Annotated in this window: 25 protein-coding genes; 5 read left to right on the top strand and 20 right to left on the bottom strand. The window is 49.7% G+C overall.

The features are described from left to right. The first annotated feature begins 89 nt into the window (after window positions 1–89). From FZP57_RS02930 to FZP57_RS02920, 3 genes are read left to right on the top strand one after another with little or no spacing between them, the layout of a single operon-like run. On the top strand, window positions 90–524 hold the full coding sequence (locus tag FZP57_RS02930) for a hypothetical protein (RefSeq protein WP_074358696.1): 435 nt from the start codon (window positions 90–92) through the stop codon (window positions 522–524). 27 nt (window positions 525–551) lie between these two features. Continuing rightward, on the top strand, window positions 552–1,175 hold the full coding sequence (locus tag FZP57_RS02925; protein WP_074358695.1) for an energy-coupling factor ABC transporter permease: 624 nt from the start codon (window positions 552–554) through the stop codon (window positions 1,173–1,175). Between the two features lie 8 nt (window positions 1,176–1,183). Next, window positions 1,184–1,657, top strand: a complete 474-nt coding sequence (locus FZP57_RS02920; RefSeq protein WP_074358694.1) for a hypothetical protein — start codon at window positions 1,184–1,186, stop codon at window positions 1,655–1,657. 3 nt (window positions 1,658–1,660) lie between these two features. Here FZP57_RS02920 and FZP57_RS02915 read toward each other — a convergent pair whose 3' ends face one another. From FZP57_RS02915 to FZP57_RS02870, 10 genes are all read right to left on the bottom strand, one after another. Beyond that, the gene (locus FZP57_RS02915) at window positions 1,661–2,359 is read right to left on the bottom strand and encodes a CDGSH iron-sulfur domain-containing protein (protein ID WP_370518334.1); all 699 of its coding nucleotides are present in this window, start codon (window positions 2,357–2,359) and stop codon (window positions 1,661–1,663) included. Next, window positions 2,337–3,734: an MFS transporter gene (locus FZP57_RS02910; protein ID WP_191216435.1), complete on the bottom strand. Its 1,398-nt coding sequence runs from the start codon at window positions 3,732–3,734 to the stop codon at window positions 2,337–2,339. Before FZP57_RS02910 ends, FZP57_RS02915 begins: the two co-directional genes overlap by 23 nt. A 135-nt stretch (window positions 3,735–3,869) precedes the next feature. After that, window positions 3,870–5,369 carry a glutamate synthase-related protein gene (locus FZP57_RS02905; protein WP_191216434.1) on the bottom strand — a complete coding sequence of 500 codons (1,500 nt, stop codon included), beginning with the start codon at window positions 5,367–5,369 and terminating at the stop codon, window positions 3,870–3,872. Between the two features lies 1 nt (window position 5,370). Beyond that, window positions 5,371–6,441 carry a Coenzyme F420 hydrogenase/dehydrogenase, beta subunit C-terminal domain gene (locus FZP57_RS02900; RefSeq protein ID WP_191216433.1) on the bottom strand — a complete coding sequence of 357 codons (1,071 nt, stop codon included), beginning with the start codon at window positions 6,439–6,441 and terminating at the stop codon, window positions 5,371–5,373. Further along, window positions 6,441–7,130, bottom strand: a complete 690-nt coding sequence (locus FZP57_RS02895; protein WP_191216432.1) for a GXGXG domain-containing protein — start codon at window positions 7,128–7,130, stop codon at window positions 6,441–6,443. The genes FZP57_RS02900 and FZP57_RS02895 overlap by 1 nt, the downstream gene beginning before the upstream one ends. 8 nt (window positions 7,131–7,138) lie before the next feature. Beyond that, entirely contained in the window at window positions 7,139–8,056 is a 918-nt protein-coding gene (locus FZP57_RS02890; RefSeq protein WP_191216431.1) for a glutamine amidotransferase family protein, read from the bottom strand. After that, on the bottom strand, window positions 8,044–8,622 hold the full coding sequence (pdxT, locus tag FZP57_RS02885; protein ID WP_074358687.1) for a pyridoxal 5'-phosphate synthase glutaminase subunit PdxT: 579 nt from the start codon (window positions 8,620–8,622) through the stop codon (window positions 8,044–8,046). The genes FZP57_RS02890 and pdxT overlap by 13 nt, the downstream gene beginning before the upstream one ends. A gap of 529 nt (window positions 8,623–9,151) precedes the next feature. Continuing rightward, window positions 9,152–10,123 carry a malate dehydrogenase gene (locus tag FZP57_RS02880; RefSeq protein ID WP_074358686.1) on the bottom strand — a complete coding sequence of 324 codons (972 nt, stop codon included), beginning with the start codon at window positions 10,121–10,123 and terminating at the stop codon, window positions 9,152–9,154. An 11-nt stretch (window positions 10,124–10,134) separates the two neighbouring features. Next, window positions 10,135–10,692, bottom strand: coding sequence for a HEAT repeat domain-containing protein (locus FZP57_RS02875; protein WP_074358685.1), 558 nt, complete (start codon window positions 10,690–10,692; stop codon window positions 10,135–10,137). A 92-nt stretch (window positions 10,693–10,784) separates the two neighbouring features. After that, window positions 10,785–11,675 carry a lipopolysaccharide assembly protein LapB gene (locus FZP57_RS02870; protein ID WP_074358684.1) on the bottom strand — a complete coding sequence of 297 codons (891 nt, stop codon included), beginning with the start codon at window positions 11,673–11,675 and terminating at the stop codon, window positions 10,785–10,787. Window positions 11,676–11,800: 125 nt separating this feature from the next. Between FZP57_RS02870 and aksF the strand changes: the two genes are divergently transcribed. Next, window positions 11,801–12,793: a homoisocitrate dehydrogenase gene (aksF, locus tag FZP57_RS02865; protein ID WP_074358683.1), complete on the top strand. Its 993-nt coding sequence runs from the start codon at window positions 11,801–11,803 to the stop codon at window positions 12,791–12,793. 141 nt (window positions 12,794–12,934) lie between these two features. On the opposite strand, the gene argB is transcribed toward aksF, so the two are convergent. From argB to FZP57_RS02815, 10 genes are all read right to left on the bottom strand, one after another. After that, window positions 12,935–13,816 carry an acetylglutamate kinase gene (gene argB / locus FZP57_RS02860; RefSeq protein WP_191216430.1) on the bottom strand — a complete coding sequence of 294 codons (882 nt, stop codon included), beginning with the start codon at window positions 13,814–13,816 and terminating at the stop codon, window positions 12,935–12,937. 40 nt (window positions 13,817–13,856) lie between these two features. Beyond that, window positions 13,857–15,056 carry a bifunctional ornithine acetyltransferase/N-acetylglutamate synthase gene (gene argJ, locus FZP57_RS02855; protein ID WP_191216429.1) on the bottom strand — a complete coding sequence of 400 codons (1,200 nt, stop codon included), beginning with the start codon at window positions 15,054–15,056 and terminating at the stop codon, window positions 13,857–13,859. Between the two features lie 96 nt (window positions 15,057–15,152). Next, entirely contained in the window at window positions 15,153–15,437 is a 285-nt protein-coding gene (locus tag FZP57_RS02850) for a hypothetical protein (RefSeq protein ID WP_074358681.1), read from the bottom strand. A gap of 51 nt (window positions 15,438–15,488) precedes the next feature. Continuing rightward, window positions 15,489–16,694 (bottom strand): hypothetical protein, encoded by a 1,206-nt coding sequence (locus FZP57_RS02845; RefSeq protein WP_191216569.1) that lies wholly within the window; start codon window positions 16,692–16,694, stop codon window positions 15,489–15,491. Then, a complete protein-coding gene (locus FZP57_RS02840; RefSeq protein WP_191216428.1) occupies window positions 16,694–17,719 on the bottom strand; it encodes a Zc3h12a-like ribonuclease in 1,026 nt (341 codons plus the stop codon). Before FZP57_RS02840 ends, FZP57_RS02845 begins: the two co-directional genes overlap by 1 nt. A gap of 39 nt (window positions 17,720–17,758) precedes the next feature. Then, a complete protein-coding gene (locus tag FZP57_RS02835) occupies window positions 17,759–18,490 on the bottom strand; it encodes a metallophosphoesterase (RefSeq protein ID WP_191216427.1) in 732 nt (243 codons plus the stop codon). After that, on the bottom strand, window positions 18,490–18,843 hold the full coding sequence (locus FZP57_RS02830) for a nascent polypeptide-associated complex protein (RefSeq protein ID WP_013295449.1): 354 nt from the start codon (window positions 18,841–18,843) through the stop codon (window positions 18,490–18,492). The genes FZP57_RS02835 and FZP57_RS02830 overlap by 1 nt, the downstream gene beginning before the upstream one ends. Beyond that, window positions 18,844–20,781 (bottom strand): tRNA guanosine(15) transglycosylase TgtA, encoded by a 1,938-nt coding sequence (gene tgtA, locus FZP57_RS02825; protein ID WP_013295448.1) that lies wholly within the window; start codon window positions 20,779–20,781, stop codon window positions 18,844–18,846. A 178-nt stretch (window positions 20,782–20,959) separates the two neighbouring features. Beyond that, window positions 20,960–22,165 carry a tRNA (5-methylaminomethyl-2-thiouridine)(34)-methyltransferase MnmD gene (locus FZP57_RS02820; protein WP_013295447.1) on the bottom strand — a complete coding sequence of 402 codons (1,206 nt, stop codon included), beginning with the start codon at window positions 22,163–22,165 and terminating at the stop codon, window positions 20,960–20,962. A 41-nt stretch (window positions 22,166–22,206) separates the two neighbouring features. Next, the gene (locus FZP57_RS02815; RefSeq protein WP_074358675.1) at window positions 22,207–24,570 is read right to left on the bottom strand and encodes a PAS domain S-box protein; all 2,364 of its coding nucleotides are present in this window, start codon (window positions 24,568–24,570) and stop codon (window positions 22,207–22,209) included. A 92-nt stretch (window positions 24,571–24,662) separates the two neighbouring features. Between FZP57_RS02815 and FZP57_RS02810 the strand changes: the two genes are divergently transcribed. After that, window positions 24,663–25,799: a glycosyltransferase family 4 protein gene (locus tag FZP57_RS02810; RefSeq protein WP_191216426.1), complete on the top strand. Its 1,137-nt coding sequence runs from the start codon at window positions 24,663–24,665 to the stop codon at window positions 25,797–25,799. Window positions 25,800–25,803 lie beyond the last annotated feature (4 nt).

The raw sequence follows: 25,803 nt of genomic DNA, 5'->3' as shown, positions 1-25,803 counted from the left end.
AGATAGTATTACTTTTTCCATGAATACCTCCTGAGAGTAATAAAAGATTTTATATATTGAAGATTCAAAATGGTTCTAATGGTGATGATATGAAAAGGTTCCTTATACTCCTGATTGCCGTGGCACTGGTACTCAACATTTCAGGTCATTCAGTGGCGCACCCGGGCCACGGATACTACATTGAAGAGCCATCCGACCCAGGTGATAAGACATCAGACACATCAACTTCAACGTCCTCAGGCACATCAAAGAACTCTGCTACATCAACAACCGGCAGGTCTTCATCCTCAAAACCGGCCACCGTCAGCCATGAAACAGGTTCCACAGTTAAAGATCCGGTGGAGGTTTCAGATCACGGAGAGCAGAGCAAAAAGAACGAAACTTCCTCAGATAGGAATGAGAGCCGTGAAGAAAACATCACAAGTGATAATAACCATGTAAATGGCGGCTATGGATTTATACCTGCTGTAGCAGGGCTCTGCCTTGTTTTTGGTTTAACCGCCCTGAAATTTCCAAGAAAATGAAACATCCCCCTCATGGAGGTTGATTGATTGCATATACCCGACGGAATCATACCATTATGGCAGTCCGCAGTCTACTGGGCTGTGGCCCTCATTAACATAGGCATATTCTTCTATATATTCTCAGATAAACCCGGAAAGGATAGGAGAATGGTTGCAACAGGACTCTTCGCGGCTGCAGCGGCGGCTGTCTCCTCAGTATCTGTACCCTCACCCCTGGGTGTCCCGGTGCACTTCTTCCTCATACCCCTTGCAGCCATAATCCTCGGCCCCATGACAGCGGTCCTTGTCGCCACACTCTGCCTCATCATCCAGTTCTTCATACTGGGGATGGGTGGAATCACGAGTATGGGTGCCAACATCCTCACAATGGGTATCGGGCTTGGAATAGGCACATACGCTGTTTACAGGGTTGTCAGTGAACTTGACGGTACACTGGCCGTCTTCTCAGCCACATTCCTAGGTATAATGGCTGCAGCCGCACTTCATATCCTGATACTCCTTGCAGCCGGTGTTGCCGGTCCTGAGATACTCATGGCAACCCTGATACCCTTCTACATATTCGTGGCTGTGGTTGAGGGCGCTGCCAACATATTCATAGTCTCATTCCTTGAAAGGGTGAAGCCGGACCTAATAGCAATGGAGAAGGTGTAGGTGATTGGATGAAAGAGGCGTTCACTGTACTTTTAATGTTCCTCCTTGTTGGTGGCGTGGCTGCCCATGGAATCGAGATAACACCCGAGTCCTTCATTGTAATAGCCGATAACTCAACAGGAAAACTGGCGCGTTCAGTGGCCGATGAAACAGGGGTCAACGTAACCGTCTACAGGTTCCAGAGCGCCGCAGACGTTGAACATGAACTTGAACATGCCCTGGGAAACCCCAACAAGAAGATACTTGCAGTTGCCTACCAGGAGACGGTTAAAGAATTCCTCAACAGGCACCCTGAGCTTTCCGACCGTGTGGCCTACTGCAGTGCAGATGAAAACTCCATAAGGGAGAACCTCCTTAAACTGGACTCTGCAGATGTGGGTGCCGGGAGTGACTTCCTCACACCCTTCTCATCAGGGGCCCTCATAGGGGTTATACTCGGGATGGTCCTAGGTGCCCTGTGGATGAAGAGGAAGATATCATGATGTTTATTCAAGGCCCCACTTCCTTCTGAATTTAATTTTCTCCTCAGCATTCATCCAGTGGCTGCCATCACAGAAGGGCTTGTTTTCAGATAGCCCGCAGCGGCAGAGGGTGACCCTGTTCCTCACCTCATAGATGGTTCCATCGGATGATTCTATGGGTATGCCCCCGCGGACCCAGAGGGGCCCCTCACACTTCTTCTGCCTGTCATGTACAACCACGATGGACTTTTCAAAGTCCCTCTCATAGGGTTTTCCTGTTTTCCTGTCCCAGAGGACCAGCCTCCCGGATGGACAGATCATGGCCTCCTCGATGGCCATCTGGATGCTCTCAGGGTCTCCCTTCTTTAAAAGTTCCCTTATACCTCCTGCCCTGAGACAGAACCTTGAGTGGTCGCAGAGTTCCGGGACATCTGTAAGTTCAAGGTCCCCTGAACTGAAGACCCTGGCCCTTTCAATGTAGGGCTTCCTTGATGCGGTCTCTGTACCGTCAAAGCCTGTTTCAAGGTGTGTACCGTCACAGTAGGGTTTGTTACCTGATTTTCCGCATCTGCAGAGAACATATTTCTCCTTCAGGGGGAACTTTCGCTTTTCAACAAATTCCCTTGTATGTCCCGCCTCATCGGTTACTATAACCTCCTCGTAGAGGGGCACCGACCCCTCAACAAGGTATGGTCCGTCCTTAAGAACCTTTATCCTTTTCATGCGCATCATTCCTCCTGGCTATTGCGGCGAATATGCCTATAAAGCACAGGACACCAAAGATCAGGAAGCATATCCTGGTGCTCTTTATAAGGAGCTCATAGTTGGCGGGTGAGATGGGGACCCTTCCTATGAGGAAGGCGAAGATAAGTGTAACAATACCTATGCTGAAGGCCTGACCGATAAGCCTCATTGAACTCACGGTTGCAGATGCTATTCCATAGTCCCGCCTCTCAACGGACCCCATTATCGCATTGGTGTTGGGTGATGAGAAAAGTCCAAACCCGAGGCCAAGGATCAGCAGTGACAGTATTATCATGGCAACGGGGGTTCCCCTTCCAAGGAGGCTCAAGCTTATAAGGGCCACCGATATTATTGCCATGCCCAGACCTGCAAGTGTCTGGGGGTTGAACCTGTCAGAGGCCCTCCCTGCAAGCGGTGCAACCAGGGCCATGACAACAGGCTGTGTTACGAGTATAAGGCCGCTTGAACCCGGGTCAAGTCCCTTGATGTACTGGAGATGATAGCTTAGAAGGAGGGAGACTGCAAATGTGGCGCTGTAATTTATAAGGGCCGCGAGGCTTGAGAAGGCGAACCTTAAATTTTTAAATAGTCTGACATTGAAGACAGGGCTTCCTGAGGCAAGCTCCATCCTCAGGAACACCAGAAATGCCACAACACTCATAAGTATCATTATCGCCCCAATCATATCAGGGAGGGCTGAGAAACCGTACATGAGGAGGAAGAGGAATATGCAGTAGGTGATTGAACCCGGGACATCGAATCTTTCACCTGCAGCATCTGCCCACTCACCCCTGATCCTGAAGACCGTCACCGCAAGCACCAGCAGTGTTAAGGGAATAGTTACAAGGAATATGCTCTGCCAGCCAAGGAACCTTGTGAGGAAGCCTCCAAGGACCGGACCCAGTGATAGGCCTATGTAAACCGCCGCCGTGTTTATACCTATGGCCTTACCCCTCTCCATTGGCGGGAAGACCCTTGTGAGTATGGCAAGGCCCGTTACGAAGATCATTGCAGAGCCCACACCCTGAATTGCCCTGAATATTATGAGGGCGACCGCAGAGGGTGAAAGGGCTGAGAGTAGTGACGCCAGGGTGAATATGATGTTGCCGTAGATGAATATCCTCTTCATGCCATAAATCTCGGATAACCTACCAAAGGGGACCGCAAATATGGCCGCGGCAAGTAAAAATGCCGTGGGTATCCATGTCTGGAGTATGGCATCAATCCGGAACTGAAGCGCTATAACGGGTAGAGCCACGTTGATGGAAGAGCCCATGAAGGGTGTTAGAAATGATGAAAGGGTTGCCGCAATAAGAACGTAAAGTCTGAGTGATCCCTCAGTTTCGCCATTCAAATGTAATCCCTCCAGATGAAACTGGTTATTACTATCAGCCGGGGCATTTAAATAATTTCTCTGGAGGTGAAAAATAGAAAAATTTAAAAAAGAAGTTGGAATCCTGATAATTTCCCATTCTAAAATAAAAGGTGGTTAGAATCTGACGGGGGCCTCCATACCCGCCATCTTAACCCCTGTGAGGGCCGATGCCTCAACGGTAAGGGCCCTGAGGTCATCCTTTTCAAGTTTGCTCACGTCTGTGTTACCTGCCTGCTGGGTCAGCATGCAGACCTCCTCAGTCATGGCCTCTATGTAGCGTGCAACGTTCTTACCTGCCTCCACATAGTCAAGGCGCTTCCTGAGGCCAGGGTCCTGAGTTGCGATACCCTTCCTGCATGTTCCCGTGTAGCACATCTGGCAGACCCGGCAGCCGATTGATACAAGGGCTGCTGTTCCTATGTACACTGCATCAGCCCCCAGGGCTATGGCCTTTGCAACATCCGCCCCGCTCCTTATACCTCCAGCTGCAACGAGGCTGACCTCATCCCTGAGGTTGACCTCCTTGAGGGCCTCGTCGGCCTCCACAATAGCGGCTATGGTGGGTACGCCTGAGTGCTCGGTTACAACGTCGGGTCCGGCACCCGTACCCCCCTGCATACCGTCCACCACGACGATGTCTGCACCCGCCTTTGCAGCTATCTTTACATCGTCACTCACACGACCGGATGTGAATTTGACCATTATAGGGACCTTCCAGTCTGTTATCTCACGGAGCTGGGATATCTTCATGCTCAGGTCTTCGGGTCCAACGATGTCCATGTGCCTTGCGGGGCTGAGGGCATCTGTGCCCTCGGGTATCATCCTTATCCTTGACACCTCGGCAGTCACCTTCTCTGCAAGGAGATGGCCTCCCATACCTGACTTGGCACCCTGACCTATCTTTATCTCAATGGCGTCTGAACTGTTAAGGTACTCTGCCGATACACCGAAGCGTCCTGATGCATACTGTGCAATTAGCTTTGATGCGTACTTCCTCTCTTCAGGGAGCATTCCGCCCTCACCGGTGTTTGTCGCGGTGCCGGCGAGGCTTGCGCCCATTGCAAGGGCTATCTTGGCCTCCTTGCTCAGGGCGCCGAAGGACATGGCGGCTATCATTATGGGCGTGTCAAGTTCAAGGGGTTTCTCAGCGAACCTGTCACCCAGGACGACTCTGGTGTTGCAGGGCTCCCTGTACTTGTCTATCGGTGGCCTTGAAACCTGTGCCGGTACAATGACAAGGTCATCGAAGGTTGGTATGCGCCTCACGGCACCGCAGCCCCTGACCTTGTAGGTGCCCTCCCTTGACTTGCGCTGTATCTCAAGGAGGTCTGTGAAGGACCAGACGTTTCTCCTGTCCTCGGGTACAGCGTTAACCTCTATGGCCTTGTTTGGACACATCTCTTCACATATACGGCACCCTACACAGTTTTCATGTCTTAAGGGTACAGGTTCACCGTTTATTATCTCGTAAACATCATGCGGACAGTTATTGTAGCATGAATAGCAGTTTGCGCAGAGTGACTCGTCCCTGTTGTCGCACATGTACCAGCAGCAGCCGGGACGGTCAAAGTTCCTCTTACATACCTCTTCCTTTCTCTCAACTTTAAAAGGCATATCAATCCCCCTCCTCCTTCAGGACCCTGAAGATAGGACATGCTGAGTACTTTGTGCCTGCAGCCCCCACTATATCCTCAGGATCCTCTGCCAGTTTCGGTACCGGTTTCCATGGTCTCTCAGCCTCTTTATCAACCACGATGGCTCCGTCAACCATCCCTTCCTTCACTGCAAAGGCCAGCAGTGCCGTTGCAACACCACCATCCTGTCCCCTGAACATGGGTGCCCTTGCAGAGAGTACCTCCATGTACTCGCCCAGGGGTTCTGATGCGGATTCACGGCTTACTATGCTGTCGGGTACATAGGTCCTTGGACAGGCAAGGTAGCAGATGTTGCAGCCCGGCGGGCATTCTCCCCTGACCTCCGGTTTCCTGTCCTCTATCCCTATTATGTCCTCGGGGCATGATGCCAGGCAGGCCCCGCAGAGTACGCATGCACCCACATCGATTACATCAGAGCGGAGGTCATCGAACTGGTAGTCCTTCACCTCCTCGGTGTATTCATCGTCGGGCATCACGCGCCAGTACATGACCGGCCTTGCAACGGACTCCCTCATCTTTATCTCCTCAAGGTTCTCCTCCTTCTTTCCTGCTGCAAGCTTCTCAAGGAGTCTGAGTCCGCTGTCCTTTATGGGTTCCGTCTCGATGTACCCTGCCTTTCTTGCCTTTTCAACAAGTTCAAGGCCCTTATCCGTCCTTATTATGATGGTTGACCATCCCTCGGGTGAGCCAACTGACCCTACTGATATATCTGACTGTTCTGATGCGAAGTCCATGCATACCGCGCAGCTCTTCCTCATTGCGGACCTTGCCCTTTCAAGGGGCACCGCCACGGTGCTTCCATCATTGAGCCTGAACCAGAGCTTCCCCTTCTCTATCCTGCACTCTGAAACATCAGCCAGATCCACACCCTCCTCCATGGCAAGCTGACTGAGGTAGGTGTATGAGAAGTTCTCCATGCAGAAGAGCCCTATTTTGATTTCAACAGGGAATTCTTCGGTGTAATTTTCCATGAGGGCTGCTGCGGTTATCTGGCAGGGTGTCCCAGCCATCGCATACCTTGATTTGCTCATTATCCTTCCTCCGATTCTTCACCATAAAATGGCCTTTTACTCCTTGGAACTATCTTTCTGAAGGCCCTGTAATCATCATCCTCCAGGTCGAAGCCATATCCTGACAGTAGTTCCCTCAGTTCATCCTCCTCCTCAGGGGTTATCCCTTCAACCTTCGCGTTCTTACCGAGGCTTTTGATCTCTCCGCGGACATAGATCTTCCCCCTTATGATGGATTCCCCTGCATCCTCTGCAAGGTCCCCCAGGACCACTATCCTGCCGCCCATCATTAAACGACCTGTCATGAAGCTCGAGTTACCGCCGATTATGATGGTGCCGTTCTTCATTATCTCCCCGGTCCTTGAACCGGCATCTCTCCTTACTACTACGGTTCCGCCGTATATTCCCTGACCTGCACCGTCACCGGCGGAGCCCTCGATGATGACCTCACCCTCTGTCATGTTATCTGCAGGGAACCATCCTGCATTACCCTTTATGGTCACCCTTGGACCGTGGATCATTGTGGCGGCGAAGTATCCTGCCGATCCATCAATGATGAGTTCAACATCCTCTGTGAGGCCGGCTCCCAGGTAGTGCATTGCATTGGGGTTTCTGACTATTATCCTGTCATGGTTCGGTGCAAGGCTCTTTATCTCCCTGTTAACCTCCCTGGGGGTCTTTGATTCAGCATTAATTATGGCTTCCATCATACTATCACCTATATCTCGTACACCCTCACCTCTCCGGGGGATATCTGTTCAACCTCGGTGGTGTCCATTACCTCCCTGAGGGATACCTCCTCGGATGCCACGGCAAAGACCTCATCGTTTTCTGCCATGACCCCTGGCCTGAGGCCCAGCTGGTCCTTGGCTATTCCAACACCCTGAGGTGTCCCTACAATGTATGAGAAGGGACCGTCCATGTCCTTCACGGACTGTTCAAGGGCTTCTTCAAGGCTGTAGCCTGATGCCAGTTTATCTGCCACGTAGTGGACTATGCACTCCGTGTCGTTGTTTGTCTCGAATATGTGGCCCTTCCTCTCAAGGGGTTCCCTTATCTTCCAGTAGTTTGTGATCTGGCCGTTGTGGACAACTGTTATGTCAGGGATTATGTAGCTCTGGAAGGGGTGTGCATGGTAGCGGTCGACTATGCTCTCTGTTGAGAACCTTGTGTGGCCTATTGCATGTGTCCCCTTCTTTGACCATGTATCGTATCTGTCAGCTATTTCAAGGACCGATCCAACGTCCTTTATCATCTCAAAGGAGTGGCTTCCATTGAGGACCATGACGTCTTCAAGTTTATCTATGTCCATTATGAGTGGTTTGAGCTGTGAGAATGATTCGAGCTGGATCCTGCAGCGGTATATTATGTAGTTTTCAACTGATGGGATGATCTCATCTGCCCTGATGGGGCTTACCGTTTCAACAGCTTCCCTGACAGTGTCTAGGAGGCCTGGTTTTTCCCTGACCTCAATGTTAAGAAGGTACTCGTTTTCCTCAAGTCCGAGTCCCCCGTATATTGAGAATCCTGCTGAATCAGGTCCCCTGTGCTGCAGTGCATGGAGCATCCTTGTCATGTCTGCTCCCACAGGGTGAAGTTTCCCATCCTTGTAGACCACTCCTGCTATTCCACACAATTTAATACCTCCTTTATAAAGTATTCATGAAGCCCTGTGTCCTCTCCAAGTTCAGGGTGGAAGGCCAGCGCCATGTTGCATCCCTCCTTCACGGCGATGATCTTATCGTTGAGCCTTGACAGTACCTCAACTCCCTCACCGGTTTCGGTGACGGCAGGTGCCCTTATGAATATTCCCCTGATTTCCCTCCCAAGTATCTCTATTTTTTCTTCAAAGGAGTCCCTCTGTCTTCCGAAGGCGTTCCTCTTAACCTTCATGTCTATGAGTCCCAGGAGGGGCTGCTGGTAGTCTGTTTCTCTTGCAAGGAGGATCAGCCCTGCGCATGTTCCCATGACTGGTTTCTTTTCCCTGATTATGACGTCCTTTATTCCTGTCTCCTCCATGAGCTTCCCTATGACGGTGCTCTCGCCCCCGGAGATTATTATTGCATCGGATGATGAGGCTTCGCTGGCTGTTCTCACCCTCACGGCCTCTGCATCTATACCCATCCTTTCAATGGCCTTCCGGGTCATCTCAAGGTGTTCAGAAACATCTCCCTGCAGATCAAGAATACCTATCCTTATCATGCTGTCTCCTTTTAGAGTTTTTAAGTAATCTTTTAAACACAGGACCATATAAAACTACCGGAAAATAATTGCCGGCTACTGTTTTTTCTGAACTTCAGATCCCACAAAGAAACTCGGATGTACAATGTTCAGAAATCAGGTCTTGAATAAACTTATAATTGAACAATTATATAAAAGTTTCCATGGGCCTCTTCCATCAACGGTATGATATGCCATAGATACATTCTATGGATGTAATAAAAAAACTGATGAACCGACCATCAACAGTATGATGTGCCATAACCCCGCCAATGGTTAAGGGATGAAGGAAAAATCGGATCATCATAGGACATCCAGAAAGGGAACCATAAAAATACCAAGGAGCAGAGTTTCAGTGACTCCTCCTTCCACTAACGCGCCTCTGACGGAACCATAAGAAAAACGGTATTAGCACCCATAAACAACCGGAAGGGCAAGTGGATGAAGAGCCCGCCCCCTACAGTGACAGTGTTATCCGCACAGAACATGAAGGGTCAGGGGGAGGGGAAACTCAGAGTTCATCTTCAAGAAACTCCATCACCCTGTAGGTGGAGCTTTTAACATAATCAGCAGCTTCCCTGAAGGCTTCCCTCTCATCCCTGTCCATTAGCACAGGTACAACACCCTCAATACCTTTTTTGCCAAGTTTAACAGGGATCCCCAGGCATACGTCCCTTATACCATCAATTTCACCCTCCATGAGGGTTGATACCGTGAGTATCCTTCTCTCATCATTCAGTATTGTTTTAACTATGTTTGAGATTGCAAAGGCAGGTCCGTACTCGGTGGCCCCCTTCTTACTTATGATGTTGCTCCCTGCATTGATGACCTTATCAATGGTCTTTTTAAGGTCAAATCTCTTGTAGCCAGAGAAGTAATCCCTGCTGGAATAGTGTTCAATTGGTATTCCTCCAATGGAGGTGGAGCTTATCAGGGGGACCATGTAGGGGCCGTGCTGCCCTATAACCCTAGTGTGGACCTCACTGACATGGACGTTGAAGTGCCTGGCCATGTAGTTCTTTAGGCGAAGGGAATCCAGGTGGTTGCCAAGGCCAAAGACCCTGCTTGGATGGAACCCTGAATACCTGAGGGCCACATATGTCATCACATCGACGGGGTTGGTGACGACAAGTATAATTGAATCGGGGGCGAACCTTGCTATCTTCCTTGCGTATTCTGCCACTATTTTTCCATTCTGAAATCCTAGGTCATCCCTGTCCATCTCTGCCGTCCTTGGAACCCCAGCTGTTATTACAACTATCCTCGAACCATGAATGTTCTCAATATCTGCGGAGTTCTCAAGTTTGACAGATACGCCCTTGGCTGCAAGGGCATCGCTCATATCAAGAACCTCTCCGATGTTCTGCTCGAGGCTCTCCTCCCTTGATATAAGGTGAAGGGTATTGACGGCCTCTTCCTCTGCAAGACAAAGTGCTGTTGCCCTTCCAACACGCCCTGTTGATCCAATTATACTAACCTTCAAATAAGCGCCTCCTAATGTGTTTCAAGGTAATTAATGGCCACCTTTTTTGCAAAACCGCTTCCAGTCTCTGCCAGTTTCTCCATTTCAACCTTAACCTTCTCTCCACCGATTTGTTCAAGTGAACGGGCGGCTCCACTCCTTACAAATCCACTGTCATCTTCAAGGAGCCCGACAAGGGGTTCAATGGCCCTTTCATCCTTAAAGTTCCCTATGATCCATGCTGCAGCGCCACGTATCTTCCAGTCATCACTTGAAAGGCTCTCAAGGAGAGGTTCAAAGGCCTCCTCCCCCATCTTTGAGAGGGCAGTTGAAACTTCACGCCTCACCCACTTGTTCTCATCTTCCAGTGCCCTGATAAGTGGCTCCACGGCCCGGGGGTCGCCTATATTACCCAGGGCAGCTGCAGCACCCCTCCTTACAAGTTTATTCTCGCTGTCAAGGGCCTCAATGAGCTGATCAACCGCTGGTTCACCTATCTCTGAGAGAAGCTCAACAACCTGCACCCTCATATGTTCATCATCTTCCTTCAGCTGCTCAATGATCCTTTCAATGTTCTCTCTCCTCTGCATATTATCAACCTCATATGAATTATGTTAAAATCTATACAAATAGTTGCCGTGAAGTACTCAAAACAGGAAAAAATGGGATCCTGATGAACTAACTACATCCTGCTGAGGGTGTTTATGATCTTCATGGCAACCCTCTCGGCATCATCAAGTTCCAGAGATCTGAATGTTGCAAGGGCCTCCTTAAAGACCCGGTAGAGGTTTTCACGTTCATCCATGATGAAAAGTACTATCCCTGTTATAACACGCGAAACAGCAAGTCCCTTCATGTCACCGGTCTCCTTAAAGAGCCTGCTGGACCTTTTAATGAACCTCAGGGCATCATCAATCCCTCCCTCCTCGAGTTCATGCTTTCCAGTAAGCAGGTTGAGGACGGCCCCTGATGAACCATCACCAATGACCGCCGCAGATTCAAGGTTATCCCTCAGGAAATCCATGTCCCTGCAGCTCCATGCATCCCTGTATGTTTCAAATCCATCCACGAATTCAAGGAGTTCATCAGAAAGCCTGAACAGGGTCTCTGCTTCAGATGAGACCTCCATGGCAAGTTTATCCTCAGCAGAGTCCTCAGATTCATTTTCATCTTCAATGGAGGATATGGCCTCCCTGATCTTACCTGCCTCGTATATCTTCTCCCTGATGTCATCTGCAAGTGGAGATCTGATCTCAGAGTAGATTGACAGAACATCAGAGTAGCATGAAAGGGCCCTTTCAAAGTCCCTCATGACCATGAACGAATCCCCGAGGAGTTCTGATGCATAGGCAATACCCTCCGGGAAATTAAGTTTCCTGTAGTTTTCAAGTGCGGCCTCAAAGTTCTTCGCAGCCTTCTGTGGCTCGCCACGATCAAGGTAGATCACACCTATATCTATGAGAACCTCGGCTTCATGTTCCTGATACTCATGGAGCTTCTGCTTGTAATGTTTGAGGGCCCCCCCTTTATTCCTGAGCGAATCAAATATGCTTAAAAAATTCAGCCGAAACATGCAAATCCCCCAGTCTATATTTATCAGGACGGAGTTAAATAGATATTCTATCTTTACTGTAGAGTACTTGAAGGACTTCAAAAAGATGCATGAATTTCCCCCAGTAGATCTTGAAGGTGTTATTAATGTACAGGATTACGGTTATACCCGGTGATGGTATTGGCGGTGAGGTTATGGATGCTGCCCTCACCGTGCTGGACGCTGTTGACCTTGAATTTGAATTTACACTGGCAGAGGCAGGAGACGGGTGCTTCAGGAGGTGCGGTGAGACAATACCCGATGAGACCATAAGGCTTGTGAGGAAGGCTGATGCAACACTCTTCGGAGCAGTTACCACCGTGCCGGGGCAGAAAAGCGCCATAATCACCCTGAGGCGTGAACTGGACCTTTTTGCGAATTTAAGGCCTGTAAGGTCTCTTCCAGGGGTTCCGTGCCTTTATCCGGACCTGGATTTTGTGATTGTCCGTGAGAACACCGAGGATCTCTATGTTGGTGATGAGGAGTACACGTCTGATGGTGCTGTTGCAAGGCGTGTTATAACCAGGGCTGCCTCCGAGAGGATTGTGAGGTTTGCCTTTGATTACGCGGTGGGTGATGGCCGCGGCGGTGTTACGGCCGTCCATAAGGCCAACGTCCTCAAGAAGACAGACGGCATATTCAGGGAAGTCTTCTACGAGGTCGCCTCCAGTTACCCCCAGGTGGAGGCCAATGACTACTATGTGGATGCCACAGCCATGTACCTCATCACACAGCCCCATGAATTCGATGTCATCGTCACAACCAACATGTTCGGAGACATACTCTCAGACGAAGCCGCAGCCCTGGTCGGAGGCCTCGGAGTAGCACCATCAGCAAACATAGGCAAAAAAAACGCCATATTCGAACCAGTACACGGATCAGCACCACAAATAGCCGGAAAAAACATAGCCAACCCCACAGCAATGATACTATCAACAGCACTCATGCTAAAACACCTCAAAAAACCACAAGAAGCCCAGAAAATACAGGAAGCACTTGAGAGGGTTCTGAAGAAGGGTGTCATGACCCCTGACCTGGGCGGGACTGCAACCACATCCGGGATGGCCGATGCTGTGAGGAAGGAAGTCCTTGAGCTGTAATCCTCAATGGATACTGTGGACAGTTACTGCCCCTGAATCACCGTGATTAAAAGGAAACCGTATTTTTCATCATCAAAAGAAGTTATAAAAAAGGGATATGCTGGAAGCTGCATATCACATTGAAAGGCATGAGATACCGCTTCACCCGGTTATCATGGTGCCTATTCCCTTCTTTGTGAATATCTCAAGGAGGAGGGAGTGTTTAACCCTTCCATCGATGATATGGGCTGATGAAACACCCTCATTGATGGCCTTTATGCATGTGAGGGTCTTGGGGAGCATCCCGCCCTCTATAACACCACTCTTTACAAGGTCGCTCAGTTCATCAACGCTTATCCTCCTTATGAGGGTTTCAGGGTTCGATGGGTCCTCAAGTATACCAGGGACATCCGTGAGGACTATTAGTTTCTCAGCGCCTATACCCGATGCTATCTCACCTGCAACGGTATCAGCGTTCAGGTTGAGGGTGTTGACGTTCCTGTCAACACCTATAGGGGATATGACAGGGATGTAACCGTTCTCCGTTAACATGTCGATTATTCCGGTGTCAAGGGATTCGATCTCCCCTACCAGTCCAAGGTCTATCTCCCTCTTCTCACCGGTCTCATCATCCCTGATCACGTGGGGCGCCTTCTTCCTGGCCAGGAGGAGGCTGCTGTCCTTACCTGAGAGGCCAACGGCCCTCCCGCCATGGTAGCATATCCTTGACACGATGCTGGTGTTTATCTTACCAACCAGGACCATCTTAACTATCTCCATTGTCTCCTCATCCGTAACCCTGAGGCCCTCAATGAACTCTGGCTGCTTACCCATCTTGTTCATGGCCCTTGAGATTTCGGGTCCTCCGCCATGGACAACAACAGGTTCCATGCCCACATACTTCAGCAGGACGGTGTCGCGGGCTGTTGAGTCCATGGCTGCATTATCTATCATGGCGTGGCCGCCGTACTTGATCATTATCTTCTTCTTATGGAATTTCTTGATGTAGGGCAATGCCTCCACAAGGATATTTACTGTTTTCATTTAAACACCTGATAGAATGATTCCGGTAAGTTAATCTAAATTACGTTGTATATTCTGCATTTATCCTCACATAATCATATGTGAGGTCACATCCATATGCTGTCGCGCCTGAACTTCCCGCTGCAAGGTCAACGATAATCCTTATCTCCTTCTCCTTCATTATCTCCTCTGCAAGTTCAAGTTCCCCTGTATCCTCAAAGGCAAGTATTTCACCCCTCCTGACCACCGTGACCGAACCCGCATCTGATTCCAGGGACACGCTGATATCATCAGAGTTAAATTCCGCGCCCGAGTAACCTGCAGCCGCAACTATACGCCCCCAATTGGGGTCCGCTCCAAATATGGCTGTTTTAACAAGGGATGAACCTGCAATTGCCCTTGCAGCTTTACGTGCATCTTCACTGTCCTTTGCATTTACCACGTCCACCATGAAGGACTTTGTGGCTCCCTCCCCGTCCCTGGCCATCATCCATGCTAGTTTCCTGCATACCACCTTGAGGGCCTCCTGGAAGTTCCCATCCATCCTCCCTGACCTGCAGGTGGATGTTATTATTACCATGTCGTTGGTGCTCTCATCACCATCGATGATGAGCATGTTGAAGCTCTCATCAGCAGCCCTCCTGAGGGCCTTTTTAAGCTCGGAGGGTGTTGCATCAACATCCGTTGTTATGAATGCCAGCATGGTCGCCATGTTGGGGGCTATCATCCCTGATCCCTTGGCAACCGCACCTATACGTGCCTTTTTGCCATTTTTAAGTTCGAATTCCACTGCCACTTCCTTTGGATATGTGTCTGTGGTCATGATGGCTTCAGCAAGTTCACGGGATGCCCTGGGAGAATTTTCAAGTCTCCCTGCAGCATCATCTATGAGCCTCTCTATGATTTCCAGTGGCATCCTCCTTCCGATAACACCGGTGGATGCAACGGCAACATCATCCATGTCAACCGAAGCAGCCTCCGACACCCTCTCTGCCATCCGGACAGCGTCATCCATCCCCTCCTTTCCTGTGAAGCAGTTGGCATTACCGCTGTTTGCAACGATTGCAGAGAGTTTACCGTCCCTCATGACCTTCTCTGTGAGTTTAACCGGCTCAGCCCTGACGGTGTTTGATGTGAATATGGCTGCTGCATTTGAATCTTTACTGATGATTATTCCAACACCGTATTTGCCTTCACGGCAACCCGATGCAAGCACGCCATCAACGGCGCACACTCCACCATCTATAAACTTCAGTTCCATAAGCATCACTACCCTTTAAATCATACCCTTCAGCTTCAGGACAGGGTCGCGTGAACATCACCCCCCTGAAAAAAAGTTCACCGGGACCCCCATGTGTCAGTATGTTGTGTTGTTGGCGGATCCCTGTTCATTGACAACGTTGACTTCCCCATCGCCCCTGGCAGCATCCATTCCACGATCCTTTATACCCGTCATCGGCAGGGTGTTGGTGTTGCTGGGCACGAGCTGAGGGTTATCATTGCTAGAACTATTATTGACAGCAATATCCATAACGGTGCCATTGGAAAGACCTATTGCAATGCCCAGACCTGAGCCACAGCCAAAGGCGATGAGGGAAATCAGAAAGCCGATTATTATTCTGGCCTCAGTTTCAGGTCTCATTTTAACTCCCCTTATTAGTTTCAATTTAATATCTTAAATAGATTTCCAGCATCAAGCAGTTACAGCGTAGATGACAGCCAGTAGAATGGCTATTAAACCGAACTCCCAGTGTCCCATATTCCAGCCAAGGAAGGTCGCCGTGAATACGAATATGAATATCAGGAGCACAGCTGCCTTCCTGTTCATGAGGAAATCCATAACCGACCGTGTGAAGGGGGATGGGATAAAGTAGCCATAGATCCCATCTGCAACATCAAAGACCATGATGGATGTGGGGTTCCACAGCTTTATGTTATCTGCAAGCTGGGCCCTCTCCCCAGCCTCCCTCCGAGTCCTTCCTATACCCACCCTTATGTTGGCGCCGCTGTCCATCGCATGCCACGCAGAGTCGATACCCGCCCTGAGAGCCATGTCCTTGGTGGGGAAATTGGCGATTAGGTCATCCCCACCCTCCCTGTAGCCCTCTATCTTCCCGTGGCACTCCTTTTCCATGTAAACCTTTATATCATTCATGATCTCAACCAGGGTGTCGCGTCCATGCTCCTCTATGAACCCTGTTGAGTCCATCACGTCTATGAAGAGGTAGTTGTCCCTGTAGGAGGGCTCACCCTTGGAGGGTTTGAATTCGTTTGTGAATATTATTGCAAATTCCCCTCCAAGCTTTGTGAAGCCCACCCCCGGAACCTCACCTATCTCCCTGTTGAGGTTTATGGCCCGTTCAATTGCAGCGGCACCTGTCATCCCGGCAGCAGCCCTTACATTTATCCCCCTCTGGCTCCCTGCCCCTATAATCTTTATAGCTACCCTTATGGCGTCGTTCTTTGACAGGAACCTTGCAAGGACTTCCTTCGGGCTCTTCTCTATTATCTTCCCATGTTCACCGGTGATTATCTCTGCGAAGTCATCGGTTATGCGCCCGCCATCGAACACCTCAATGTAGAGGTAACGGTCGCTTCCCATGATTATATTGCTCAGGAGGGCGTATTCATCCACCCGGTTCTCTGCAGGTTTCAGTTCAATGAACTTCCGGTTCTCAGGCAGGTTTTCTGTTCCGATTTCCTTTGTGAGGTTGTCGAAGATGTTGCTGGTGTTTATATGGGCCCTTTCTATCTCTATGAGCATCGTCTTGGTGTAGTTCAGCATTTCAACGTATTCCCGTTCCGTGCTGTTCGTTGGCATGTACTTGGTCCCGATACTCAGAACCCTGTGTCCTATGAAAAATCCCAGTATCTTCCTTAGCAGATAATCCATGACCATCAATCATTGCCTCCCTTCTCCAGAACTACCTCGAATTCTCCGGGTTTCTCAAGAAGCATGCTTGGTTTAACAGAGACTATGGGGAACCTCCAGGACCCTATCCTTGCAGCGATGGTGCTTGCTATGTTCCTTGAGTTCTTCTTAACGAAGCTGTAGTCATGATCATTTATGGTTATGTTAACGTTGTAGGGGGCCTCCTCCATGACATCCTCAGAGTACATTATGTTCAGTTCAAATGTGCCTGGTTTCAGGAAGAGGTCGTTCCTTACAGCCACCAGGGGGGCGTGCTCCAGTTTGAGCCTGTCACCCACAGTCACCGCAATGTTACCTGCGTACTTCACCGCCTCCCTGTAGTCCCTGGGGTGCACCAGCACGAATATTATGTAGTTGCTGGTCCGCTCCACCTCCTCCACCATGCTCATGAACTTCTCAAAGAGGGGGAGCTTCATGAATATACCCTCAAGCTTGGGTTCAAGGCCTTCCTCCTGACTCCTGCTTATTCTGTCAATGGCCTCCTTGGCTATGGCTATCCCGCTTAGTTTCTTGCCCCTTTTGGCCTTATATGAGTCTATCCTCTTCTTCTCGAATTCCTTGAGGGCCTCGTTACAGATTTTCTGGAGGATGTTCTTAACCTTCTTTGGCTTTCCAGAGGTCCCTATGAGGATCCTGTCATCCCTGAATGTGTAGGGTATCCTCCTGCTGTTTATGTCCTGAAACTCGTCCTTGTACTCCCTGAATACATCATTTGAGAGTATCTTGGCATCCTCCTCCTCTGCCATCTTGAGTATGAAGTGATCAGCCGTGGTACCTGAGGGAACCTGCTGGAATTTCCCCTCCTCAAGGAGTTTCCTGAACTTCTCCTTATCATCTATCTCATGTCGCAGGGATGCATCGGCAATTATAACAGGTTCATAGCCGAGTTTTTCAAGCTCCTCTGCCGCTGACAGTATATTCTCTATGCATGGCCTATCATCGTCGTTTTTCCTTGAATGGGCGACGTTCGATGCATCTATAATGACCCTCAAGTAACCACCTTTAAGATTATTGTGAACCCTTCAATCCCCTTAAATGCTGCGGGATGCCAGTTCCCTGCTCTCCCCCTGCACCTCATTGAGAACTATTCTTATAGAATCCTCAGTAATGTAATATGTATTATATGAATTAATATCTTTACCCCTCAGTTTAAGGGATGAAACCGTCCCGGCGGTTACAAAGAAGGTGTCCTCAACCCTCCAGACATGGGGGACATGCTTGTGGCCTGATATCACAAGGTCAGCGGCGCCATTTATTATTGACTGGAGCACGTCACCGGCATCTGCAAGGACGTTCCTCTCACGCCCCGTCTTCGGTACGGGTATTATGTGGTGGTGGAGGGCTATAACCCTGAAATGTCCCCTCTCTGAGGCCCTCTCAAGTTCCTCCTCCATCCATATCTGCTGGGACCTCCCTATCTTGCCGTAGTCGAGATCAGGCTCACTGCTGTCAAGTCCTATTATTGTGAGGTCATCCATCACAAAGGTCCCCTTCCTGTACCTGAAGACATCCTCAAAGGTCTCGTTTCCCACATGTCTTGCATCATGGTTCCCTGGAACAAATATGTGGGGCCCCTTGAGGTCGCTGAGGTACTCGGCGGCCTGCAGGAATTCAAGGTAGTAGCCGTTATCTGTAAGGTCACCGGTTATAACGGTTGCGTCAGGTTTAAGCTCATTTATCTGTCTTATGGCCTCAAGGAGTATGTCCTCCTTGAAGTTGGGTGCGCCCACATGGAGATCCGAGATATGGGCTATTAAGACCATCAGCTCAACCTCATAATGGCCTCTGCCAGGTCACCCCCGGTTTCCTGAAGGGCCCTGGTGGCTTCCTCCCGGCTTACACCGGTCTGGTTCATGACAAGTTCAATGTCATCATCGGGTATCTTAACCTCAGCTTCAAGGTCACATTCACGGGCCTTGCCGGTCACCTGATAGGTCTTCTGGCCCATGAAGTCCATGACATTCACGCGGGGATTTTTTATTATGATCTCCTTCTTCTTGAGTTTGATCACAACCTCCTCAACGCCACGGAGGTCCTTCATATCCATTCCCATCTGCTTCATTGCCCTCTGCATCTGTTTCAGCTGCTTTGGGTTCATTCCCATGCCCGGTATCATTTAAAATCCTCCTTTCCTGGTTTTCACTGCCTGACCATGGTTGAGGTCCATCATCTCCTCGGCACAGAGAAGTGCCCTGCCTGTGGCCAGAAGTTCATCATGAGCATTAACAATTAAAACTTCATCACCGGCCCTTATATTATTGTCGCAGTCAATTATAAACTTTGCAAATACACTCCTGCCCTCCCTTGCAAATGGTTCAGACTCCTCATTCACGGCCACCCTGCAGCGGGGGTAGGCTGTGCCATCATGAAGCCTCCTGGCACCCTCGGCTGAGAGCACGAATAGGCCGTCAGATGCCCTCATGGTGCATATCAGTTTCTCTCCTGAGTAGATGTGCCTTATCTTCCCTGTGTTACGGCTTCTCTCAATCCTCACATCATCAGGGAAAAGGGCATCGCCGGCCCCCTCACCGAACTGGTACTCTGCAATCATCCTTATGCGGTCAAGGTCATCAACATAGGTCTCCACCTCCCCAGAATAGGGGTGTGGAAGCTGAAGTCCAAGTTCACTGCAGAGGTCCTCACTGATGATCACGTCCCCCTCAAGGTCGAGTATCAGTTCCCTCAGGAAGTGCCTGGCCTCCAGATCCATGATACCCGGCGCATCGCTCTGGGCGAGTGGATAGACCTGATCAAGTTCAAGGGGTATGAGGCCAAAGGGTACGTCTGCAACCACAACACTCCATTCTCCATCAGCCTGGGGCTTCATTGAGCGAAAACCACTGATACTGGAGGGTAAAGTGGATGAGTAGGGTTTCCTTGATGGGCCTGCGATGGCCATCCTTCCCTTCAGGTTTTTCTTAACCCACTGAAGATGCCTGTGAACCTCAACACGCCCCAGTGATTCTGGTCCAGTGTAGAAGAATGCTGAGCGTTTGGACCTTGGCTCGAATCTCTCAGAGAGTTCAACGTAAGCCGACATCCTCCTGTATCCCTCAAGGAGCCTTGGATGTGCCCTGCATCTCTCCTCAACAAGTTCCATTAGGCTCCCATCATAAATTGCCTGGCGGACCTTCCTTATCTCTGCAAAGCTCACATGGAGGTTGTGTTCAGCTATGAGGTTCCTTCTATCCTCAGCCTCCATCCCGCGGAGCTCAGATGGGGTATAATCCGTGCATACCCGGCATGAGCACGGCATTTCCTGGAGGTTCTCAAGTTTATATGTCCCCTCTGTGCTCAGAAGACGATCATCCTCTGCATAGAGTATGTAGGCCGCCGAATCAAAGAGGTCGCATCCCATGGAGGCAGCGAGGGCGAATATCATTGGATGCCCAGCCCCCATGAGGTGCCTTGGCCTTGATGGTGGAAGTTCTGAAACAGAGGATAGTACAGCGTCAACCAGCTCCCTGTACCTGTAGGACTCCATGAGAGGTACGACGGCACCTATGGGGTGGAGCTCCACCGGGAGCTCTGCAAGCTGTGAGGCGCAGTACCTTCTGAGGTCAGGGTGGGTTGATCCCTGTACAACGGCGTTGAGCATCATCCTCTCCCTGTACTCAAGGGACTCCCTCGCCCTTTGAAGTGTGATTTCAACCTCCTCAAGGGCCCTCCTGTGGCTCACACCAGGCGGTGTTGGTATATCCAGGGACGTCCCTATGTCTGTTCCTATCTCATCCTGGAAGCGGACTATTTCATGGTTCTCAACCTCAACGTCGCCGTACTCTGAGAGCTGGAATGAACCTGAATCCGTCATTACAGGTCCGTCAAAGTTTATGAGTCCATGGACACCCCTCCGCAGTGCCTCGTCCCTGAGTTCAGGGTTCCTGTAGATTATGTAGGCATTGGTTATCACGATCTCAGCGCCGAACCTCTTAACGTCAATGGTCTGCTTACCTGGATGTATAACAGGCATCAGCGCCGGTGTCCTGACCTCTCCGTGTTCTGTCTTGAGTACACCAGTTCTTCCCAGGTTGTCCTTTGACCTTATCTCAAACATGAAATCCTCCCAATATTAAACCATTAAACTCATCGAATCCGCTCTGAAAAATATGAAATTACCTTATGTTAACATTAAACTCAGTGAATCCGCTAATAAATATGCAAGTATCAATTCTTATATTAACGCATTGAATCCTCTAATATGAATTTACAGTAGAACACTAAAACCCGATGAACTACCAGATTGAATTCTCCTGTATCATCCCTCTGAAACTGGCCACTTCCAGCAGTCTCCTCCTCATTGAGAGTATCCTTTCCCTGGAGGTTGTCACCCTTTCCTCGCCACAGCCACATACACATTCATCCAGCTGGGGGCATATTATGTAGAGTGCCTCCCCTCCCTTCAGATCGGATATGCCCATCCTCTCAAGGTTCCGCCGGACTCTGCGCCCGATCCTGTCCCCTTCAACAGAACCCCCAAGGTAGATCGGGGTTTTAACCGCGGATGATATCCTTGTAACACCACGAATTACCATGCGCTCAAGTCTACGTCTCTCAATTATGGTTTCACCATCTGAAGAAAGTGTGGGATCCCTGTAGGGTACCCCTGCATCGCTGAGGGCCACCATTCTCTCATCCCTCCAGTCCAGGGGCTCTTTAATCTTTGAGGGATCCATTGAGGCCAGTGTACCTGCAGATTTCCTTCCAAATACCGGGCCGGCCCCAATATGGAACCCCACATCTATAAGGGCGGATCTCAGGGGAGCCGCGGAGGTGTAGGTTGCAAGGACTCCATCTGGCTTTATAACCCTGGCTATCTGTGATAGAAACTCCACCGTGTAGAGTTCAGGTGAAACCCCTGGACTGAATGCGTCAAGGAAGACGGCATCATAGTATTCAGCCTCAAGTTTCTGGAGCGTCTCCCTTGCATCCCCGCAGTGAACCCGCAGGGTGACCTCAGGGGGCAGTGGGGGAGATGCCCTTACGCTGACGATTCCCATATCCATAAGGCGGTCCTCATAGGCAGCCCTGACAAGTTCATGGGATTTTACCGGCGAGGGGACGATAAGGGCCGCTGCCATTGTCTCAGGGGAGACCTCCACCATGTCCACTGTAACCTCACCGGCAGATGTGAATTCAAGGAGCGCCGCTGTATTATACCCGAGGCCAGAACATAGGTCGAGAACCCTGATTTCCTCTGCATCAGGTGGTATCGAGGGCCTTACAAATTTTTCAAAGGACTCTGTTATGGCGCCGCTCCTGGTGTGCATGGCCTCCCCACCGGAATCTGACTCCAGGGTGTATGAGCCATCAGCGGTTCTTATGAAACTATCTGAAAGTGAACGCCATACTTCAGTGCGCCTGTTTCTCCCATCCTGGCGCTCACTTTCAAAGTAACTTCTAACCGCCCTCAGAACATCATCCCTTGGTGTGAGTACCATGTTAAATGATCCAGTGCATTTTAACTTAAAGTTTGCCCTTCCTATATTCTGGGCCTGTAGGGCACAACCGAGAATCTTACCCTGAATTGGGTTCCATCCTCCATATCCACTTCAAGGTCCCCGTCCAGCTGATCCACAAGGCCACTTACAAGTTTCAGGCCCAGTGAATCAGACTCCTCAAGTACAAAGTCAGGTGGAAAACCCACACCATTATCTGAGATGGTGAGTATGAAATCATCACCCTCTGATTCCAGTTCCACTGTGATCTCGCCCCCCTCACTGAATGCATATTTCACGGAATTTGTGATGAGCTCATTTATTATGAGGCCCAGGGGCACGGCTGTCTCGATGGGGAGAGTCACATCCTTGGCCGAGACATTCAGTTCTATTCCCGCTGCATGGTAGCTGTCCAGGATGGATGATGTGAGCCTCTCAATGTAGCGCCTCATGTCGATACTGGTAATATCCTCAGATTCATAGAGGAGTTCATGTACTAGGGCCATGGATTGAACCCTGCTCTGAAGGTCCAGGAGGGGTGCTGGGTCCTGGATTTCAGATAACTGGAGGTTTATGAGGCTGGATATTATCTGGAAGTTGTTCTTGACCCTGTGGTGCACCTCCCTCAGAAGCGCCTCCTTCTCCCTTAGGGAGGATCTCAGCCTCTCCTCATACTCCTTTCTGAGGGTTATATCACAGTATATTATAACAACCTCACCTGTTGAAAGCCTGTATATGTACACTTCAAGCCATCTCTCACCACGTTTAACCTCAGGGAGGTGCAGTGGTCCATCCTTCCCAGTCACCCCTTCAAGGGCTTCTCTGATACTGGATTCTGCGATTCCTGGAAGTGCCTTCTCAAGTTCCATTCCCTTCACGTCCCCGCAGACGACACCCTCCATCTCCTCAGCGGCAGGATTCATGGATAAAACCCTGAACCCTCCTTTAAAAGGAGTTAAAGCGATTACCCCTGCATTCATGTTCCTGAAAAGCTCCCTGAACTTCTCCCGGCTCACCCTGAGGGCCTCCTCTGCGAGTTTATGTTCATGTATATCCCTCAGGCCGAATACATAGCCACTGATACCACCATCTCTGCGGATGGGCCTGTCAACGTACTCCACCCACCTGTAGCTCCCATCTGGCCTTTTTATCCTGAATGTTGCCCTGTGCATTTCCTCATCACTCATGATAAGGTCCCTGACATTTTCCCGGTCATCGGGGTGCACGTAATCCAGGAAATCGATGGCGGACCTGTTGATGAGGTGCTCATGGCTGTAACCTGTTATGTTCTTCACTGATGGGCTGAGGTATCTGAAGTTGAAGTCCCTGTCAAATTCCCCGAGGCCATCAGCCATGTGCTCTGTGAGCAGCACAAGGCGTTCCTCCCTCCTTTTAAGTTTTTGTTCCATCTCCTTTATCGGCCTTATATCTGAGCCTGTGAAGAGGAGGCCAACGTGTTCACCTCCACTTCCATGAATGTGACCAGCGGATACAACAACAGGTACCAGCCCATCCCTTGATTTCAGGGCTGACTCCGCCATGGATCCCATCATTTCAGATAGTTTACCCTCAAATTCCATGACCTCATCTATCCTTCTTCCCAGAAGTTCCGCTGCACTGAAACCCGTTAACCTCTCAGCTGCCGGGTTAACGTAGGATATCCTGAATTCAAGGTCTGTTATGATGAGGAAACTGTTCATGCTCCTTACAATGTCCATCGCTGCATTTATTGGACTGAGCACTGGTATGTGAAACCTGAGTACCCCGTAGGCTATTATTGCCACCCCTGCTGCGGCAGCAGGGTTTGTGAGTGATGGGACCTCAATACCCGTAAATGGGAGCATGAAGTCAGTCAGGAACCCAGTTATAATGGGAAGTAGGAGGCCCGTGAAAAGGTAGAGTCCCTGGGTCCTCCCTTTACTGGAGGATGACTTGAGGTGAATCACAACAAGTATAAGTGCAATCAACCCCACGACGAGTCCCCAGATGGTTGAAAGGTCATATGCTGGTGATCTGGATGCTGCGAAGGTCCATCCCCATGGTGTAAGCAGCGGGCCCGCCGTTATGAGGCCAGTTGTAAGCTCAAGGACTGAAAATATAAATGCAGGTACGTAGAGTGCTGCGAGAGTGTACCATCTTCTCATTCTTCCCGTGAATATCATTACCATATGGAGGATCACAGGAACCACAAATGGCCAGAGGAACCCCATTCTGACCCAGAGGGCTGCCATCCCATAGGATTCTGAGATGTAAAGGCCGAAATCTGTGAGTGAAAGGTATGCGACAAGTGCCGAAAAAGCAAGGAGTGTCCTGTTGAAACGGCTCTCAGGGTTCTTCACAAAGATGTATATTCCAGATAGGGTTGCAGTCACAAAAGCAGTGATTGAAATCAGGGCCAGTGGATTCATGGGACCACCCGGGTATTATTATCACTATTTATCCATCATAGATATATAGTTAAGGAAAGTGAATCAATCCATGGAAGTGAGACGTGGGTTTTATGAGGATTCTAATAGTGTCAGATTTCTTTGTACCCCATTACAATGGAGGAGGGGAAAGGCGATACTTTGAAATTGCAAGGAGACTCGTAAGGAGGGGACACGAGGTTGACGTGATTTCCATGAGAATTCACGGTGTCCCTGATCATGAGGAAATTGAGGGTATCCATGTGCATCATGTTGGCCCCAGAATAAGGAAGCCTCCCATCAGAAAACCCCTTGACTTTATGAGGTTCATGCTGGCTGTATTCCTATGGATATGCAGGAATGATTATGATATAATAGACGCCCAGACATACTCGCCGCTCCTACCATCCCTACTTGCAGCAAGACTTCGTGGGATCCCAATGGTTGCAACCATCCATGATGTGAGCTCCTCCAATGGAGACCAGTGGTTACAGTCATCAGGGCTGGCATCAATCCTCGAGAGGATCCTCATGAGGCTACCCTACGATGGCGTCATCACGGTGAGCAGGAGCACTGCATCTGCGCTGATGGAACTATATGGTAGATCCCCCGAGGGTATACATATCATTCCCAACGGCGTGGACCTTGAACTGATAGACTCCACGCTCCCAGCCACCGGAGACTACATAATATTTGTGGGTAGACTCGCCCCACACAAACATGTCGATCACCTTATTGAAGTCTTCAGATCCCTTAGCAGTGATTTTCCAGGTCTGAAACTTGAAATAATTGGAGATGGAGTCGAGAGAACCCGGCTGAAAGGGATGGTTGATGAATATGGAATAGGCGCAAGGGTGTCATTTCATCACAGCCTGAGCTACAGGGAGGTCATATCCCTTATTAAAGGGGCGAAGGTGCTTGTCCTTCCCTCAACAAGGGAGGGCTTCGGGATGGTCCTTGCAGAGGCAAACGCCTGTTCTGTGCCGGTTGTGGCATACAGGTCAGGGGGTGTTGTTGAGGTTATAAATGATGGTGAAAATGGATTTCTTGTGGAACCCTGTGATAGAGATTCACTCAAGGAAAAAATCCGCTTAATCCTTAAAAACGATGATATTAGGGTCAATATGGGTAAAAAAGGAAGAGAAAGAATTGAAAAATATTTCCTGTGGGACATTTTAGTGAATTCCCTAGAAAACATCTACAAAAATCTAGCAAATAAAATTACAAAATAGTAGA

Origin of the sequence: Methanothermobacter sp. THM-1, from assembly GCF_009914355.1 — an archaeon.
Lineage (GTDB): Archaea > Methanobacteriota > Methanobacteria > Methanobacteriales > Methanothermobacteraceae > Methanothermobacter > Methanothermobacter wolfei.
This window is presented reverse-complemented; position numbering and strand designations above follow the sequence as displayed.

What these genes read in the sequence shown, in the direction of transcription:
- FZP57_RS02930 (WP_074358696.1), top strand. Translation starts at nt 90, where the DNA reads ATGAAAAGGTTCCTTATACTCCTGATTGCCGTGGCACTGGTACTCAAC.
- FZP57_RS02920 (WP_074358694.1), top strand. Translation starts at nt 1,184, where the DNA reads ATGAAAGAGGCGTTCACTGTACTTTTAATGTTCCTCCTTGTTGGTGGC.
- FZP57_RS02915 (WP_370518334.1), bottom strand. Translation starts at nt 2,359, where the DNA reads ATGAAAAGGATAAAGGTTCTTAAGGACGGACCATACCTTGTTGAGGGG.
- FZP57_RS02905 (WP_191216434.1), bottom strand. Translation starts at nt 5,369, where the DNA reads ATGCCTTTTAAAGTTGAGAGAAAGGAAGAGGTATGTAAGAGGAACTTT.
- FZP57_RS02900 (WP_191216433.1), bottom strand. Translation starts at nt 6,441, where the DNA reads ATGAGCAAATCAAGGTATGCGATGGCTGGGACACCCTGCCAGATAACC.
- FZP57_RS02895 (WP_191216432.1), bottom strand. Translation starts at nt 7,130, where the DNA reads ATGATGGAAGCCATAATTAATGCTGAATCAAAGACCCCCAGGGAGGTT.
- pdxT (WP_074358687.1), bottom strand. Translation starts at nt 8,622, where the DNA reads ATGATAAGGATAGGTATTCTTGATCTGCAGGGAGATGTTTCTGAACAC.
- FZP57_RS02875 (WP_074358685.1), bottom strand. Translation starts at nt 10,692, where the DNA reads ATGCAGAGGAGAGAGAACATTGAAAGGATCATTGAGCAGCTGAAGGAA.
- FZP57_RS02870 (WP_074358684.1), bottom strand. Translation starts at nt 11,675, where the DNA reads ATGTTTCGGCTGAATTTTTTAAGCATATTTGATTCGCTCAGGAATAAA.
- aksF (WP_074358683.1), top strand. Translation starts at nt 11,801, where the DNA reads ATGTACAGGATTACGGTTATACCCGGTGATGGTATTGGCGGTGAGGTT.
- argB (WP_191216430.1), bottom strand. Translation starts at nt 13,816, where the DNA reads ATGAAAACAGTAAATATCCTTGTGGAGGCATTGCCCTACATCAAGAAA.
- argJ (WP_191216429.1), bottom strand. Translation starts at nt 15,056, where the DNA reads ATGGAACTGAAGTTTATAGATGGTGGAGTGTGCGCCGTTGATGGCGTG.
- FZP57_RS02850 (WP_074358681.1), bottom strand. Translation starts at nt 15,437, where the DNA reads ATGAGACCTGAAACTGAGGCCAGAATAATAATCGGCTTTCTGATTTCC.
- FZP57_RS02845 (WP_191216569.1), bottom strand. Translation starts at nt 16,694, where the DNA reads ATGGTCATGGATTATCTGCTAAGGAAGATACTGGGATTTTTCATAGGA.
- FZP57_RS02835 (WP_191216427.1), bottom strand. Translation starts at nt 18,490, where the DNA reads ATGGTCTTAATAGCCCATATCTCGGATCTCCATGTGGGCGCACCCAAC.
- FZP57_RS02830 (WP_013295449.1), bottom strand. Translation starts at nt 18,843, where the DNA reads ATGATACCGGGCATGGGAATGAACCCAAAGCAGCTGAAACAGATGCAG.
- tgtA (WP_013295448.1), bottom strand. Translation starts at nt 20,781, where the DNA reads ATGTTTGAGATAAGGTCAAAGGACAACCTGGGAAGAACTGGTGTACTC.
- FZP57_RS02820 (WP_013295447.1), bottom strand. Translation starts at nt 22,165, where the DNA reads ATGGTACTCACACCAAGGGATGATGTTCTGAGGGCGGTTAGAAGTTAC.
- FZP57_RS02815 (WP_074358675.1), bottom strand. Translation starts at nt 24,570, where the DNA reads ATGAATCCACTGGCCCTGATTTCAATCACTGCTTTTGTGACTGCAACC.
- FZP57_RS02810 (WP_191216426.1), top strand. Translation starts at nt 24,663, where the DNA reads ATGAGGATTCTAATAGTGTCAGATTTCTTTGTACCCCATTACAATGGA.